The following is a 15,424-nucleotide window of genomic DNA, read 5'->3' as shown; positions in this document are numbered from 1 at the left end:
GGCTGCAGCCTAAAGTTCGACCATGAACGCCCCGATTCCGCCCGACCAGCTCCGCTCGTTGCTCGACACCGCCCGGCAAGACCCCGACCCCGTCGAGACCGCCGAATGGCGCGAAGCCTTCGTCGCGCTGGCGGAGACGCAAGGGCCGGCGCGCGCACGCTGGATGCTCGACGAGCTCGCGCGCATGGCCCGTGCGCAGCGCATCGGCTGGCAGCCGGAACTCTCGACCCCTTACGTCAACACCATCGCGGTCGAGGCGCAGCCGCCGTTCCCGGGCGATCTCGCGATCGAGGAGCGGCTCGCCTCGCTGATGCGCTGGAACGCGCTCGCGATGGTGGTGCGCGCCAACCAGGCCTACGGCGACCTCGGCGGCCACATCGCGAGCTACGCGAGCGCGGCGGATCTGTTCGAGACCGGCTTCAACCACTTCTTCCACGCGCGCACCGAGGCCGAGCCGCGCCGGGCCGCCCCAAGCGGCGAGCGCCCCCCGAGGGGGGGCAGCGACCCACACGAAGTGGGGGAGCGTGGGGGGCAACATCTTGGCGACCTGGTCTTCTTCCAGCCGCACAGCGCGCCCGGCGTGTATGCGCGCGCCTTCCTCGAAGGGCGGCTCGGCGAGGAAGACCTGATGCACTACCGCCAGGAGCTGACGGCCCCCACGAAAGACGCGCGCGGCCTGAGCAGCTACCCGCATCCGTACCTGATGCCGGACTTCTGGCAGTTCCCGACCGGCTCGATGGGCATCGGGCCGATCAGCTCGATCTACCACGCACGCTTCATGCGTTACCTGACGCACCGCGGCTTGCTCGACTGCGAAGGGCGCAAGGTGTGGGGCGTGTTCGGCGACGGCGAGATGGACGAGCCGGAATCGATGAGCGCGCTCACGCTCGCCGCGCGCGAGAGGCTCGACAACCTCGTGTGGGTCGTCAACTGCAACCTGCAGCGGCTCGACGGGCCGGTGCGCGGCAATGGGCGGATCATCGACGAGCTCGAGAAGCTCTTCGCCGGCGCGGGCTGGAACGTCATCAAGCTGGTGTGGGGCAGCGACTGGGACGGCCTCTTCGCACGCGACGTGCACGGCGCCCTCGCACGCGCCTTCGCCAACACCGTCGACGGCCAGATGCAGACCTTCGCCGCCAAGGACGGCCGCTACAACCGCGAGACCTTCTTCGGCCAGGACCCGGAGCTGGCGCGCCTGGTCGAAGGATTGACCGACGAGCAGATCGACCGCCTGAAGCGCGGCGGCCACGACCTCGTGAAGATCCACGCCGCCTACGCCGCCGCGGCGGCGCATCGCGGCCAGCCGACCGTGATCCTGGCCCACACCAAGAAGGGCTACGGCATGGGCAGCGCGGGGCAGGGCAAGATGACCACGCACTCGCAGAAGAAGCTGGACGAGGCGCACCTGATCGAATTCCGCAACCGCTTCAACCTGCCGCTGACCGACGAGCAGGCGACCACGGCCGCGTTCTACCGGCCCGCCGCCGACAGCCCCGAGATGCACTACCTGCTGGGCCATCGCGCCGCGCTCGGCGGCAGCATGCCGCGCCGCGAGACCGCATGCGAGGTGGTGGCCAAGCCCGATATCGCGGCCTACGCGCAGTTCGCGGTCGCGGCCGGCGGCAAGGAGATGAGCACCACCATGGCCTTCGTGCGCATGCTGGGCAATCTCATGAAGGACGCGGCGCTCGGTCCGCGCGTGGTGCCCATCGTCGCCGACGAGGCGCGCACCTTCGGCATGGCCAACCTCTTCAAGCAGGTCGGCATCTATTCGAGCGTGGGCCAGCGCTATGCGCCGGAGGACATCGGCTCGGTGCTCTCGTACCGCGAGGCGACCGACGGGCAGATCCTCGAGGAAGGCATCAGCGAAGCCGGCGCGATCGCGAGCTGGACCGCCGCGGCGACCAGCTACAGCGTGCATGGCCTGGCGATGCTGCCGTTCTACATCTACTACTCGATGTTCGGCTTCCAGCGCGTGGGCGACCAGATCTGGGCCGCCGCCGACCAGCGGCCGCGCGGCTTCCTGCTCGGCGCGACCTCGGGCCGCACCACGCTCGGCGGCGAAGGCCTGCAGCACCAGGACGGAACGAGCCACCTGATCGCCGCGACCATCCCGAACTGCAAGGCCTACGACCCGGCCTTCGCGGGCGAGATGGCGGTGATCATCGATGCCGGCATCCGCGAGATGATGGTCGAGCAGAAGGACGTGTTCTATTACGTCACGCTCATGAACGAGAACTACGCGCAGCCGGATTTGCCCGCGGGCGCTGAGGCGCAGGTGCTGCGCGGCTGCTACCGCTTCAGCGGCCGCAAGGAGGCGAAGCTCACGCTGCTGGGCTCCGGCGCGATCCTCACCGAGGTGATCAAGGCGGCCGAACTGCTGGCCGCCGAAGGAATCGAGGCCGAGGTGCTGAGCGTCACGAGCTGGAGCGAGCTGGCGCGCGACGGCCAGGCTTGCGAGGCGCGCGCGCTGGCCGGCGAGGCCGATCCGGGCACGCCCTTCATCGCGCAGCAGCTCGCCGGCGGCAGCGGCCCGGTGATCGCGGCGACCGACTACGTGCGCGCGGTGCCCGAAAGCATCCGCGCCTTCGTGCCGCCGGGGCGGCGCTACCTCACGCTCGGCACCGACGGCTTCGGCCGCAGCGACACGCGCGCTGCGCTGCGCAAGTTCTTCGGCGTCGATGCCAGGAGCATCGCGCGCGCGGCGCGCCACGCGCTGGCCGCGCGCTGAGCGGCCAAGCGGGGTTAGCCCGGCTGTACGGCGCCAGGGCGGATTCCCTAAGATCGTCGGCTCGTGCCGGGCGGTGCTTTTCGCGCCGCGCGGGCCTTCGTTCGATTTCACGGGAATCTCCATGAAGAAGGCAGGACTCATCGGCCTCGGCGCCATGGGCGCCGGCATCGCAGCCACGCTGCGAAGCCGCGGCTTCGAAGTGCATGTGTGCGATGTGCGGCCCGGCGCGGCGCATGAGTTCGCCGAGCATGGCGGCGTCGCCTGGGGCACGCCGGCGCAGGTCGCGGGCGCCTGCGATGTCGTCGTCTCGGTCGTGGTCAACGCGCAGCAGACCGAGGCGGTTCTGTTCGGCGAACACGGTGCGGCGGCGGCGATGAAGCCGGGCAGCGTGTTCATCATGTGCTCGACCGTGGACCCCAACTGGTCCGCCCTGCTCGAAGAGCGGCTCGGCGCACTCGGCATCCACTACATCGATGCGCCGATCTCCGGCGGCGCGGCCAAGGCGGCGACCGGACAGATGACGGTCATGAGCGCCGCGAAGCCCGAGGCCTACGACAAGGCCGGCGACGTGCTCGAAGCCATGGCCGGCAAGGTCTACCGGCTCGGCGATCGCGCGGGTGCGGGCAGCAAGGTGAAGATCATCAACCAGCTCCTTGCCGGCGTGCACATCGCCGCGGCGGCAGAGGCGATGGCGCTCGGGCTGCGCGAAGGGGTGTCGCCCGAGGCGCTCTACGAGGTCATCACCCACAGCGCGGGCAACAGCTGGATGTTCGAGAACCGCATGGCGCACGTGCTCGCGGGCGACTACACGCCGCTGTCGGCGGTCGACATCTTCGTGAAGGACCTCGGCCTGGTGCTCGACACCGCCCGCGCGAGCAAGTTTCCGCTGCCGCTCGCATCGACCGCGCACCAGATGTTCATGCAGGCATCGACCGCCGGCCACGCGAAGGAGGACGACAGCGCGGTCATCAAGATCTTCCCCGGCATCGATCTGCCGCCACCCAAGGGCAGGAAATGAGCATCCTGCTCGGCTGCATCGCCGATGACTTCACCGGCGCGACCGATCTCGCGAACAACCTCGTGCGCGCGGGCATGCGTGCGGTGCAGACCATCGGCGCGCCGGCTGCCCCGCTGGATGCCGATGTGGATGCGGTGGTGGTCGCGCTCAAGTCGCGCACCATCGCGCCGGAGGAGGCCATCGCGCAGTCGCTGGAGGCGCTGCGCTGGTTGCAGGCGCAGGGCGCGCGGCAGATCTACTTCAAGTACTGCTCCACCTTCGACAGCACGCCCCGGGGCAACATCGGCCCGGTCACCGAGGCGCTGATGGATGCGCTGGGCTGCGACTTCACCATCGCGACGCCGGCCTTTCCGGACAACAAGCGCACCGTGTTCAAGGGCTATCTGTTCGCGGGCGAGGTGCTGCTGAGCGAGAGCGGCATGCAGAACCACCCGCTCACCCCGATGACCGATGCGAACCTCGTGCGCGTGATGCAGGCGCAGACGCGGCGCAAGGTGGGGCTCATCGACTACGCGACTGTCGCGCGCGGTGCGGCGGCGATCCGCGAGCGCATCGCGCAACTGCGCGCCGAAGGCGTGGGCGTCGCGATCGTCGATGCGGTCTCCAACGACGACCTGATGCGGCTCGGTCCGGCGCTGGCGGACATGCCGCTGGTCACCGCCGGATCGGGTGTGGCGATCGGCCTTCCGGCCAACTTCGGCATCGCGCCTTCGTCCGCCGCGAGCGCGCTGCCGAAGGCCGGCGGATGGCGCGCCGTGGTGTCCGGAAGCTGCTCGCTCGCGACCAACCGGCAGGTGGCGGACTTCATCGCTTCGGGCGGGCCGGCGCTCGCGATCGATCCGCTACGGATCGCCGCCGGCGTCGACGTGGCATCGCAGGCGCTCGAATGGGCCGCGCCGCTGCTCGGACGCGGGCCGGTGCTCGTTTATTCGACCGCCGAGGCATCTGCCGTGAAGTCCGTGCAGGGCCGCCTCGGCGCCCCGGAAGCCGGTGCCATGGTCGAACGCACCATCGCCGCGATCGCCCGTGGGCTGGTCGAACGCGGGGTGCGCCAGCTCGTGGTCGCGGGCGGCGAAACCTCGGGCGCCTGCGTGCAGGCGCTCGGCATCGCGCAGTTGCAGATCGGCGCACAGATCGACCCCGGCGTGCCCTGGTGCCATGCGCGTAGCGTTGTGGCGGGGGGCGCTGGCCTGCATATTGCGTTGAAGTCCGGTAACTTCGGCACCGACGACTTCTTCTCCAAAGCTTTCACGTTCTTCGAATGAGTGACGCCCATCTGCGCGAGGAAATCTGCCGCATCGGCCGCAGCCTGTTCGAGCGCGGCTATGTGCATGCGACGGCTGGCAACATCAGCGTGCGGCTCGACGACGGCTTCCTGATCACGCCCACCGATGCCTGCCTCGGCCATCTCGATCCGGGGCGGCTCGCGCGGCTCGACACCAACCTGCGGCAGATCCACGGCGACCTCGCCAGCAAGACCATCGCGCTGCATGCGCGCATCTATGGCGCGGCGAGGAACTTCGAGCCGGGCACGCGCTGCGTGATCCACACTCACAGCACGCACTGCGTGGCGCTCACGCTCGATGCACCCGAGGAGGAACTTCTTCCCGCGCTCACGCCGTATTTCGTGATGAAGGTGGGCCATGTGCCGGTGGTTCCCTACCACCGGCCCGGTGCGCCGGAGGCCGCTGCGCTGGTCGCGCAGATCATCGAGCGCTATGGCACGGAGGGCACGCCGATCCGCGCGGTGGTGCTCGAACGGCTCGGCCCGAATGTGTGGCACGACACGCCGGCGGCTGCCATGGCTGTGCTGGAGGAACTGGAGGAAACCGCGAAACTGTGGTTCATGAGCCGTTTCCTGCCGGAAGGCGCACCGGAGCCGTTGGACGCCACCCAGATCAACGACCTGCGCCGCAACTTCGGCGCCCGCTGGTAGATATGCTCACCCACCAGACAGTGTGGAGCCATTGATGCCTCGTTTCGCCGCCAATCTTTCGATGCTCTATCCGGAGCTCGACTTTCTCGACCGTTTCGAAGCCGCCGCCAGGGACGGTTTCAAAGCGGTCGAATATCTCTTCCCCTACGCCTACGACCAGCGCGAACTTGCCGCGCGGCTGTCGGCGAACGGGCTGCAGCAGGTGCTCTTCAACGGCCCGCCGGGCGACTGGGATCGCGGCGACCGCGGGATCGCCTGTGTCCCGGGGCGCGAAGCCGAGTTCCGCGATGGTGTTCTGAAGGCCATCGACTACGCGGTCGCTCTCTCGTGTCCCCGCATCCATGTCATGGCCGGTCTGGTACCCGAAGGCCTGGAGCGCGAAGCCGTGCAGCCGACCTACCTCGACAACCTGCACTGGGCCGCAGTCGAAGCCGCCAAGGCCGGGCGCGACCTGCTGCTGGAGCCGATCAACACGCGCGACATCCCGCGCTTCTTCCTCAACCGGCAGGACCACGCGCACGAGATCGCCCTGGCCATCGGCGCGCTCAACGTGCAGGTGCAGATGGACCTCTACCACTGCCAGATCGTCGAGGGCGACGTGGCGATGAAGATCCGCAAGTACCTGCCCACCGGCCGCGTCGGCCACTTCCAGATCGCGGGCGTGCCCGAGCGGCACGAGCCCGATGTCGGCGAGATGAACTACCCCTATCTCTTCGATGTCATCGACGAGGTGTCGGCGCAGTGCGGCTGGCAGGGGTGGGTCGGCTGCGAGTACCGGCCCCGGCGCGGCGCGGTGGCCAATGGCACCAGCGACGGGCTCGGCTGGCTGCGTGCGCTGCCGCGCGCGGCGGGTGCATGAGCCGCCGGGCCGCCCCAAGGCGAATACCGCAGCGCTGCTGCGCGGAGGTTGCCCAATGAGCCGCCGGGCCGCCCCAAGGCGAATACCGCAGCGCTGCTGCGCGGAGGTTGCCCAATGAAGCTCGAAGCGGTCCGCATCCCGCCGCGGTTGCGGGCCTTCGCGGCCCAGGGCGCGGAGGCGTTCGACGTGTCGATCGGCGGTGGCGTGGTCAAGACGATCACGCCCTCGACGCAGCCGGGGCGGGGAACCCTGCTCAGCGGCCTGGTCGATGCGCACGCGCACATCGACAAGAACTACACCGTGCGTGAAGTCGGCGCGGCGGAAGGCGATCTCTTCAAGGCCATCGCCCGCATGGCCGCGCATCGCACGGGCTGGACCGTCGATGGGCTGCGCGTGCGGATGACGCGCGCGCTCGATGATGCGTGGCGCTGCGGCACGCGTGCGCTGCGAACGCATCTCGACTGGAGCGAGGCGAGCGCGCCGGCATCGCTCGCGGTGTTCGAGGAACTGCGCGAAACATGGCGCGGCCGCATCGAGCTTCAGTTCGTGGCGCTTACGCCGCTCGATCTTTTCGCGGATGCCGCAGCCGGCGAGCGCGTCGCGCGCACCGTCAAGCGCGCGGCCGGTGTGCTCGGCGCATTCGTCTATCGCAACGAAGGCATCGTCCACAAGCTGGGGCGGGTGTTCGACCTCGCGCAGGAACATGGGCTCGGGCTCGACTTCCACGTCGACGAAGGGCTCGACCGGCAGGCGAGCGGGCTGCGCACCATCGCCCAGCTCGCCATTGCGCGCGGCCTGACCGGCCGCGTGACCTGCGGGCACGCCTGCTCGCTGTCGGTCCAGGACGATGCGGCCGCGCACGACACGCTCGCGCTGTGCGCGCAGGCGGGCATTCATGTGGTCGCGCTGCCGACCACCAACCTCTATCTCCAGGGCGCGTGGGACCGTACGCCGCTGCAGCGCGGCATCACGCGCATCCGCGAAGCCGCGGCGCTCGGCGTGCGCGCCAGCCTGGCGACCGACAACGTGCAGGACGCCTTCTATCCCTACGGCAGCTACGACCTGGTCGAGACCTTCGGCCTCGGCGTGCAGATGGCGCATCTCGCGCCCGCGTCCGACTGGCTCGATGCGATCACCGTCAGCCCGGCGAGGGCGCTGCGGCTCGCCTGGGACGGCCGGATCGCGCCCGACTGTCCGGCGGACCTCTTGCTGCTGGCTGCCGCCGACGAATACGAACTTCTGGACCCGCGCGGGCGGCGACGCACCGTCATCCGCGCCGGCCGCATCGTGGAGAACACCGAATGAGCATGGGCAAACCGATGGCCAACTACGCGGCCGCCAGGCGCGTGGGGGATTTCGTCTTCATGAGCGGCGTGGTCGCGGTCGATCCGGCCACGCGCCGCGCGGTCGCCGGCTACGACGACATCCCCGAGGCGGCGCGTGAAGCGCTGCGAACGCTGGGCTACGCCACCGGGCAGATGTCGGTCGACATCTTCGAGGCCCCGATCGTCGCCCAGAGCTGGTTCGTGCTCGAGCGCATCCGCCAGATCGCCGCCGAGCACGGCGGCACGATGGACGACGTGGTGAAGCTGGTGCAGTACTTCCGCCACCTGCCGAACTACGCGCCTTACAACCGCGTGCGCGGCCTGTTCTATCCGGGCGAGCCGCCGGTGAGCACGGTGGTCGAGGTGTCGCGCTTCCTGCCGGGCGACGAGGTGCTCGTCGAGGTGGAAGCGACCATGTACCTGCCGCAGCACTGAGAGGCGCGTCCTTCACGCGACCGATGGGTCAGACCGGCGCTTCGAGCCGCTGCTTGAGCCGGTGCACGGCGGTCTGCGATTCCTCTTCGATCTGCCGGCGGATGCGCCAGCGGTCGAGCAGCGCGAACAGCAGGTTGGGCGCGCCGTACTCGAATTCGCGCACGAAATGCGTTCCGCCGGCCGCCGGCGTCAGCGTGTAGCTGACGGTGCCCGCCTCGCGGCCGCCGATGCTGCCGGCGATGCGCCAGTAGCGGCCCGGTTCGCGCGCCGTGACGCGCCAGGTCACGCGCCCGGTGCGGCCGGCGACGTTGAAGTCCTCCTCGACCGTTTCGCCGACCGCCAGCGAGTGGTCCACCGCGCCGCGCACCGCGAGCGAGGACGGATGCCAGTCCGGCCAGTGGCCCGGCGTCGTGACATAGGCGAAGACCTCGGCCGGCGGCCGCGCGATGTCGGCCTCGGAGACGATCCGCGTGGCGCCGAAGTCCACCGGCGCGAACAGCGCCGCGGCGAGGACGAGCAGCGCCAGTGCAATCCCGATGATCGATTTTTTCGATGCGCGGCTCATGGTGGTGCCCTCCATGCGATGCGTGCCGCCTCACGCCGGATGCCGGACGTAATATCTGCGGCCTCTCCCTGGAACCTGCGATGCCAAATCCGTCGATGTCTCCATTGTCCGCGTGCGACGTGCTCGTGATCGGCGCCGGCCCGGCCGGCAGCGCCACTGCGCAGATGCTGGCGCGTGCCGGGCTCGATGTCGTGCTGGCGGACCAGCACGACTTTCCACGCGACAAGGTCTGCGGCGACGGCCTGATCCCGGATGCGCATCGCGCGCTCGCGCGGCTCGGCGTGCTGGACGAGGTGCTCGCACGCGCCCGCGCCTCGGCGCAGGTCGGCTGCGTGGGCCCGAGCGGCGGACGGGTCGAGGTGCCGGCGCGGCTGGCGGTGCTGCCGCGGCGCGAGCTCGACGAGATCCTCCGGCAGGCGGCGCTGGCGGCGGGTGCGCGCTGGCTCGCGCCGGCGAAGTTCGAGGCGCCGCTGGTCGACGCGAAGCAGCGCGTGACCGGCGCGCGGCTGGCGCTGCCGGGCGGCGTCTCGCAGGCGGTGACGGCGAAATGGACCGTGCTCGCCACCGGCGCGGCATCGGGTCCGCTGGCGGCCGCGGGCCTCATCACGCGCAAGGCGCCGAGCGGCATCGCGCTGCGCGGCTACGTGAGGCACGAGGCGATGGCGGCGCGCTGCACGGGTCTCGAAGTGGTGTGGCACCGGGCGCTGCGGCGCGGCTACGGCTGGATCTTCCCGTGCGCCGCCGGCGTGTTCAACATCGGCGTCGGCGTGACGCACGACGGCGACGTGAACCTGCGCGACCTGTTCGATGCCTTCAGGCGCATCCACCCGCCGGCGCGCGAACTGATGGAGGGCGGCGAGCCGCTCGGCCCCTTCAAGGGCGCCCCGCTGCGCTGTTCGCTCGAAGGCGCGCGCTGGTCACGGCCGGGGATGCTGGTGGCGGGCGACGCCGCGGGCAGCACCTACCAGTTCACCGGGGAGGGCATCGGCAAGGCGCTGGAAACCGGCATGCTGGCGGCAGAGGCGATCGCCGGGGCGCGCGACGCCGGATCGGACGCAGAGGTCTGCGCCCGCTACGAGGCCGCGCTCGACGCCCTGAAGCCGCGCTTCGCGGCCTACGATCTGGCCAATCGCATCAACGACCATCCGTGGCTCGCCGATCTCCTCGTCTGGCGCGCGCGGCGCAGCCCGAGCCTGGTGAAGCGCTTGAGCGGCGTGCTCGAGGAGACCCACGACCCGGGCCGCCTCGTCACGGCCGGCGGGGTGCTGCGGCTGCTGCTCCCCCTGGGCTGACCTCACTTGATCAACGCGCCCCATGGGCATATAAGTCGTCATGGTTCCTTATTCGTCGCAAGACGGAAAGGAGGGTGCGATGCGCAGGCGCATTTACTGGCTGATGCCGGACCTGGCGAGCGCCAGGCGAGCGATGCACGATCTCGTGCAGGCGCGTGTCGAGCTTGCGCACATTCATTTCGCCGCCTCGGAAGGCACGGACATGGCCGGCCTTCACGCCGCGAACGTCTGGCAGACCTCGGACCTGGTTCACGCCGCGAAGACCGGGTGGGTGGTCGGCAGCGCGTGCGGGATGGTCGTCGGCCTCGTCGCGGGCCTCGCTTTCCCGGTCATGGGCGACGAGCCCGAATCGGAACTGGCCGTGGTGCTGGGCGTCCTGGGCGGCGCGATCGGCGCCTGGTCGGCCAGCATGATCGGCATTTCGATTCCGAGCCCCGGCCTGCAGCGCTTCGAGGGCGCGATGGCGAAGGGCTGGATCCTGCTGATGGTGGACCCGCCGCGCCCGCGCGCGCGGGAAATCGAGACGCTGCTGCGGACGGCCCACCCTGAGGCCCTGTTCGAGGGCGAAGCGCCGCAGGTCCCGGCGTTTCGTTGAGACGCCGCGGACCGCACGATGGCAATGACGAGAGGAGGAACCACCCATGGTCATGGCCATCGTCCTCGTCATCATCGTGGTCGGCTCGGTGCTGTTCCACGTCTTCAGCCCGTGGTGGACCACGCCGCTCGCGTCCAACTGGAAGACGATGGACGACACGCTGACGATCACGCTGGTCATCACCGGCATCTTCTTCGTCGCGATCAACCTGTTCGTGGTCTATGCGCTGATCCGCTTTCGCCACCGCGAAGGGCGCCGTGCGCAGCATGAGCCGGAGAACCGCAAGCTCGAGCGCTGGCTGATCATCGGCACCTCGGTGGGCATCGTCGCGCTGCTCGCGCCGGGGCTGGTCGTGTATGCGAACTACGTCAGGTCGCCGCCCGATGCGCTGGTGCTCGAAGTCGTCGGTCTGCAGTGGCAGTGGCACTACCGCTTTCCGGGCGTGGACGGCAAGCTCGGCGCGACCGATGCGCGCTTCGTCCAGGGCGGCAACCCCTTCGGCCTGGATCCGGCCGATCCGGCGGGGCAGGACGACCTGCTGGTCATGTCCAATGAAGTGCACCTGCCGCTGGGCAAGCCGGTGCTGGTACTGATCCGTTCGCACGACGTGCTGCACGACTTCTATGTGCCGCCCTTCCGCGCGCGGATGAACAGCGTGCCGGGCCAGGTCAGCCGCTTCTGGTTCACGCCGACGGTCGCGGGGCGCTACGAGGCGCTGTGCGCGCAGCTGTGCGGCGTCGGGCATCCGAACATGCGCGGCTTCGTGGTGGTGGAGGACGCCGCGGCCTTCCAGGCCTGGCAGGCGGCGCTGCCGACCTTCGCCAAGACCCAGGTCAAGGCGGCGCCGGCACCGTCGGGCGAAGGCGCGGCAGGCGCCGGTGCGCGCATCGAAGAGGGGCGCGCACTCGCCGAATCCAAGGGTTGCGTGGCCTGCCACACCATCGACGGCAGCCCGAGAGTCGGGCCGACCTGGAAGGGCCTCTACGGCAAGACCGAGACCATGGAGGACGGCTCCCGCGCGCAGGTGGACGAGGCCTACCTGCGCAGTTTCATCACCGACCCGGCGGCGCGGCGCGTGAAGGGCTTCCCGCCGGTCATGCCCAAGATGGACCTGAGCAAGGAGGAACTGGATGCGCTGGTGGCCTACATCCAGAGCCTCGGCAGCGCACCCGCGCAGGCCGCCACGGAACAGAAGGCACAGCGATGAATCCGCACGACGAAGACGACAGCGAGCATCAACACGAGCCCAGGAGCTTCCTGACGCGCTACGTCTGGAGCCAGGACCACAAGGTGATCGCGGTGCAGTACGCCTGCACGGCGATCGCGGTCGGCGTGGTCGGTCTCGTGCTGTCGAACCTGATGCGGCTGCAGCTTGGCTTCCCGGGCCATTTCGAGTTCATCAACCCCGAGCGCTACTACCAGTTCGTGACCATGCACGGAATGATCATGGTGATCTACCTGCTCACGGCGCTCTTCCTCGGCGGCTTCGGCAACTACCTGATCCCGCTGATGGTGGGCGCGCGGGACATGGTGTTCCCGTACATGAACATGCTGAGCTTCTGGGTCTACCTGCTCTCGGTGCTGGTGCTGATGGCGAGCTTCTTCGTCGGCAGCGGCCCGACCGGCGCGGGCTGGACGCTCTATCCGCCGCAGTCGATCCTGCCCGGCACGCCGGGCTACGAGGGCGGCATCCAGCTCATGCTGGTGTCGCTCGTGATCTTCATCGTGGCGACCACGATGGGCGGCCTCAACTACGTGACCACGGTGCTGCAGGCGCGCTGCCAGGGCATGACGCTGATGCGCATGCCGCTCACGGTGTGGGGCATCTTCGTCGCGACCATCCTCGCGCTCTTGGGCTTCCCGGCGCTGTTCGTCAGCGGCGTGATGCTGCTGCTCGACCGCACGGCGGGCACCAGCTTCTTCATGCCGGCGCTGGTGTCGATGGGGCAGGTCACGAACTACAAGGGCGGCAGCCCGCTGCTGTTCCAGCACCTGTTCTGGTTCTTCGGCCATCCGGAGGTCTACATCGTGGCGCTGCCGGCCTTCGGCATCGTCTCCGACCTGATCAGCGTGCACGCGCGCAAGTGCATCTTCGGCTACCGGATGATGGTGTGGGCCATCGTCGCGATCGGCGGCCTCAGCCTCGTCGTCTGGGCGCACCACATGTTCGTCGCCGGCATGAATCCGTACTTCGCGTTCTTCTTCGCGACCAGCACGCTGATCATCGCCGTGCCGACGGCGATCAAGGTCTACAACTGGCTGCTGACCTTGTGGCGCGGCGATATCCACCTGTCGGTGCCGATGCTGTTCGCGCTGGCCTTCGTCTGCACCTTCGCGATCGGCGGGCTCACCGGACTGTTCCTCGGCAACGTGAGCGTGGACATTCCGTTGTCGGGCACCTATTTCGTGGTCGCCCACTTCCACATGGTGATGGGCGTGGCGCCGCTGCTGGTGGTGTTCGGCGGCATCTACCACTGGTACCCGAAAGTCTCGGGCCGCATGCTGGACGACCGGCTCGGGCAGCTGCATTTCTGGATCACCTTCCTCGGCACCTACCTGATCTACTTTCCGATGCACTACCTGGGCGTGCTCGGCATGCCCAGGCGCTACTACAACTTCGACGGCTACAAGTTCATTCCGCAGTCGGCGTTCGCCCTGAACGAGTTCATCACGGTGGTCGCGCTCGTCGTCGGCGCGGCGCAGTTCATCTTCATCTTCAACCTCGCGTGGAGCGTGTGGCGTGGCCGGCCGGCCACTGCCAATCCGTGGAAGGCCGCGTCGCTCGAATGGCAGACGGCCGCGACGCCGCCGCCGCACGGCAACTGGGGCCCGCGCCTGCCGGTGGTCTATCGCTGGGCCTACGCCTACGGAACGCCCGACGCGAAGGACGACTACATCCCGCAGACCGCACCGCCCGAAGCCGGCGGCATCGAACCCGAGACCCACGGCAAGGGCGAGACCCGGGGAGTGCCGGCATGACCGGGATGCCGCTCGTCCCGGGCATCGACCTCGGCGGCGCCGGGCCTCGCGGGGCGCGCGCCAATGCGGCGAGCATCGGTCTCTGGGTCTTCATGGGCGTGGTCACGGCGCTGTTCTCGCTCTTCGCGATGGCCTACGTGATGCGCATGAACAGCAGCGATGCGGTGACGCTCGCGCTGCCGTGGCAGCTCTGGGTCAGCACGGCGCTGCTGGTCGCCGGCAGCCTGAGCCTGCAGCGCGCGAGCGCGGCGTCGCGCCGTGCGGATGCGCTGCGCGCCCGCGGGCTGCTGCTCGCCGGTGGCCTTTGCGCGATCGCCTTCATTGGCGCGCAGCTCTGGGCCTGGAACGCGCTCCTGGCTGCGCAGGTGATGCCCGCGGGCAATCCGGCCGGCAGCTTCTTCTATCTGCTCACGGCAATGCACGGACTGCACGTGGCCGGCGGGTTGTCGGCATGGGCCTGGGTCATGCGCACCTTCCGGCGCGGACCCGAGCGCGGCGGATGGCGCATCGCGCTGTGCGCGCGCTACTGGCATTTCATGCTGGCGGTCTGGCTGGCGCTGTTCGCCATGCTGGCGTGGGTCACGCCGGACGTGGCGCGCTTCATCTGTGGCACTGCCTGAAGGGGGCTTCCATGAGCTCAGTGACCGTCGCACCGCACTCCACCGCGGGCACCGCCGCCATCGAAGGGCTGCGCGGCCTGATCGCCGACTGGTCGTCCGACCGCCGCGCCTTCCACGTCTCGTGGGGCAAGGCGATGATGTGGATCTTCCTCTTGAGCGACACCTTCATCTTCAGCTGCTTCCTCATCGGCTACATGACGGTGCGGGTGTCGACCACCGCGAAATGGCCCAATCCGAGCGAGGTGTTCGCGCTGCACGTCGGCGGCGCGGACGTGCCCCTGCTGCTGATCGCGATCATGACCTTCATCCTCATCAGCAGCAGCGGCACGATGGCCATGGCGGTCAACTGCGCCTATCGCCGCGACAAGATCAACGCGGCCACGCTGATGATCGTGACCGCCACCTGCGGCGAGATCTTCGTCGGCATGCAAGCCTTCGAATGGTCCAAGCTGATCCTCGAGGAGGGCGTGCGCCCCTGGGGCAATCCGATGGGCGCGGCGCAGTTCGGCTCGTCCTTCTTCATGATCACCGGCTTTCACGGGCTGCACGTGACGGCGGGCGTGATCTACCTTCTCGTCATCGCCACCCGGCTGCTGCGCGGCCATTACGACAAGAGCGGCAACTACCAGATCGTCGAGATCGCGGGCCTGTACTGGCACTTCGTCGATCTGGTGTGGGTGTTCATCTTCGCGCTGTTCTATCTCTGGTGAGGTCGACCATGAATCCTTCCGGAACATCAGGCACATCCGGCACAACCAGCGGCACCGGCCAGCAACATCCGATCAGCCTCTACCTCAAGATCTGGGGGCTGCTCTTCGTGCTGAGCACGATGTCGTACCTGGTCGACTACTTCCACTTCCACGGCCTGCTGCGCTGGTCGCTCATCGTCCTCTTCATGCTGCTGAAGGCGGGACTGATCGTCTCGGTCTTCATGCACATGGCGTGGGAGCGGCTGTCGCTGGTCTACGCCATCCTGGTGCCGCCGCTGGCCCTCCTGGTGCTCGTCGGGCTGATGTTCGCGGAGGCCGGCCACACCTTCGTGACGCGGCTGCTGTTCTTCAAGTAGCCG

15 protein-coding genes are annotated in these 15,424 nt (G+C 69.0%); 14 read left to right on the top strand and 1 reads right to left on the bottom strand.

Going from position 1 to position 15,424, the window contains the following annotated elements; genetic code table 11:
• Positions 1 to 22: 22 nt before the first annotated feature.
• From aceE to VAR608DRAFT_RS35865, 7 genes are all read left to right on the top strand, one after another.
• Positions 23 to 2,731, top strand: a complete 2,709-nt coding sequence (gene aceE / locus VAR608DRAFT_RS35895) for a pyruvate dehydrogenase (acetyl-transferring), homodimeric type (RefSeq protein WP_088958395.1) — start codon at positions 23 to 25, stop codon at positions 2,729 to 2,731.
• Positions 2,682 to 3,749, top strand: coding sequence for an L-threonate dehydrogenase (gene ltnD, locus VAR608DRAFT_RS35890; protein ID WP_443082908.1), 1,068 nt, complete (start codon positions 2,682 to 2,684; stop codon positions 3,747 to 3,749). Before aceE ends, ltnD begins: the two co-directional genes overlap by 50 nt.
• Positions 3,746 to 5,014, top strand: coding sequence for a 3-oxo-tetronate kinase (gene otnK, locus VAR608DRAFT_RS35885; protein WP_088958393.1), 1,269 nt, complete (start codon positions 3,746 to 3,748; stop codon positions 5,012 to 5,014). Before ltnD ends, otnK begins: the two co-directional genes overlap by 4 nt.
• On the top strand, positions 5,011 to 5,685 hold the full coding sequence (locus tag VAR608DRAFT_RS35880) for a class II aldolase/adducin family protein (protein ID WP_088958392.1): 675 nt from the start codon (positions 5,011 to 5,013) through the stop codon (positions 5,683 to 5,685). The genes otnK and VAR608DRAFT_RS35880 overlap by 4 nt, the downstream gene beginning before the upstream one ends.
• A 34-nt stretch (positions 5,686 to 5,719) precedes the next feature.
• Positions 5,720 to 6,544 carry a 2-oxo-tetronate isomerase gene (gene otnI, locus VAR608DRAFT_RS35875; RefSeq protein ID WP_088958391.1) on the top strand — a complete coding sequence of 275 codons (825 nt, stop codon included), beginning with the start codon at positions 5,720 to 5,722 and terminating at the stop codon, positions 6,542 to 6,544.
• 114 nt (positions 6,545 to 6,658) lie between these two features.
• The gene (locus VAR608DRAFT_RS35870) at positions 6,659 to 7,849 is read left to right on the top strand and encodes an amidohydrolase family protein (protein WP_088958390.1); all 1,191 of its coding nucleotides are present in this window, start codon (positions 6,659 to 6,661) and stop codon (positions 7,847 to 7,849) included.
• Positions 7,846 to 8,304, top strand: a complete 459-nt coding sequence (locus VAR608DRAFT_RS35865; RefSeq protein WP_088958389.1) for a RidA family protein — start codon at positions 7,846 to 7,848, stop codon at positions 8,302 to 8,304. The genes VAR608DRAFT_RS35870 and VAR608DRAFT_RS35865 overlap by 4 nt, the downstream gene beginning before the upstream one ends.
• Before the next feature lie 28 nt (positions 8,305 to 8,332).
• Here the strand turns inward: VAR608DRAFT_RS35865 and VAR608DRAFT_RS35860 are convergent, their stop codons facing one another.
• Positions 8,333 to 8,869 (bottom strand): SRPBCC family protein, encoded by a 537-nt coding sequence (locus VAR608DRAFT_RS35860; RefSeq protein WP_088959167.1) that lies wholly within the window; start codon positions 8,867 to 8,869, stop codon positions 8,333 to 8,335.
• Positions 8,870 to 8,964: 95 nt separating this feature from the next.
• On the opposite strand from VAR608DRAFT_RS35860, the gene VAR608DRAFT_RS35855 reads away from it, so the two are divergent.
• The 7 genes from VAR608DRAFT_RS35855 to VAR608DRAFT_RS35825 all read left to right on the top strand — a co-directional run bounded on the left by VAR608DRAFT_RS35855 (position 8,965) and on the right by VAR608DRAFT_RS35825 (position 15,421).
• Complete coding sequence (locus VAR608DRAFT_RS35855; RefSeq protein ID WP_088958388.1) at positions 8,965 to 10,161, top strand: NAD(P)/FAD-dependent oxidoreductase; 1,197 nt, start codon at positions 8,965 to 8,967, stop codon at positions 10,159 to 10,161.
• A 79-nt stretch (positions 10,162 to 10,240) separates the two neighbouring features.
• A complete protein-coding gene (locus VAR608DRAFT_RS35850; protein WP_088958387.1) occupies positions 10,241 to 10,756 on the top strand; it encodes a DUF1269 domain-containing protein in 516 nt (171 codons plus the stop codon).
• Positions 10,757 to 10,802: 46 nt separating this feature from the next.
• Positions 10,803 to 11,963, top strand: a complete 1,161-nt coding sequence (locus VAR608DRAFT_RS35845) for a cytochrome c oxidase subunit II (protein ID WP_088958386.1) — start codon at positions 10,803 to 10,805, stop codon at positions 11,961 to 11,963.
• Positions 11,960 to 13,735, top strand: a complete 1,776-nt coding sequence (locus VAR608DRAFT_RS35840) for a cytochrome c oxidase subunit I (protein WP_088958385.1) — start codon at positions 11,960 to 11,962, stop codon at positions 13,733 to 13,735. Before VAR608DRAFT_RS35845 ends, VAR608DRAFT_RS35840 begins: the two co-directional genes overlap by 4 nt.
• 5 nt (positions 13,736 to 13,740) lie before the next feature.
• Entirely contained in the window at positions 13,741 to 14,355 is a 615-nt protein-coding gene (locus tag VAR608DRAFT_RS35835; RefSeq protein WP_088959166.1) for a bb3-type cytochrome oxidase subunit III, read from the top strand.
• 11 nt (positions 14,356 to 14,366) lie between these two features.
• Entirely contained in the window at positions 14,367 to 15,065 is a 699-nt protein-coding gene (locus VAR608DRAFT_RS35830; protein WP_088958384.1) for a heme-copper oxidase subunit III family protein, read from the top strand.
• An 8-nt stretch (positions 15,066 to 15,073) separates the two neighbouring features.
• Positions 15,074 to 15,421, top strand: a complete 348-nt coding sequence (locus tag VAR608DRAFT_RS35825) for a cytochrome C oxidase subunit IV family protein (protein WP_088958383.1) — start codon at positions 15,074 to 15,076, stop codon at positions 15,419 to 15,421.
• Positions 15,422 to 15,424: the final 3 nt, after the last annotated feature.

It is taken from the genome of Variovorax sp. HW608 (assembly GCF_900090195.1).
GTDB lineage: Bacteria > Pseudomonadota > Gammaproteobacteria > Burkholderiales > Burkholderiaceae_C > Variovorax.
This window is presented reverse-complemented; position numbering and strand designations above follow the sequence as displayed.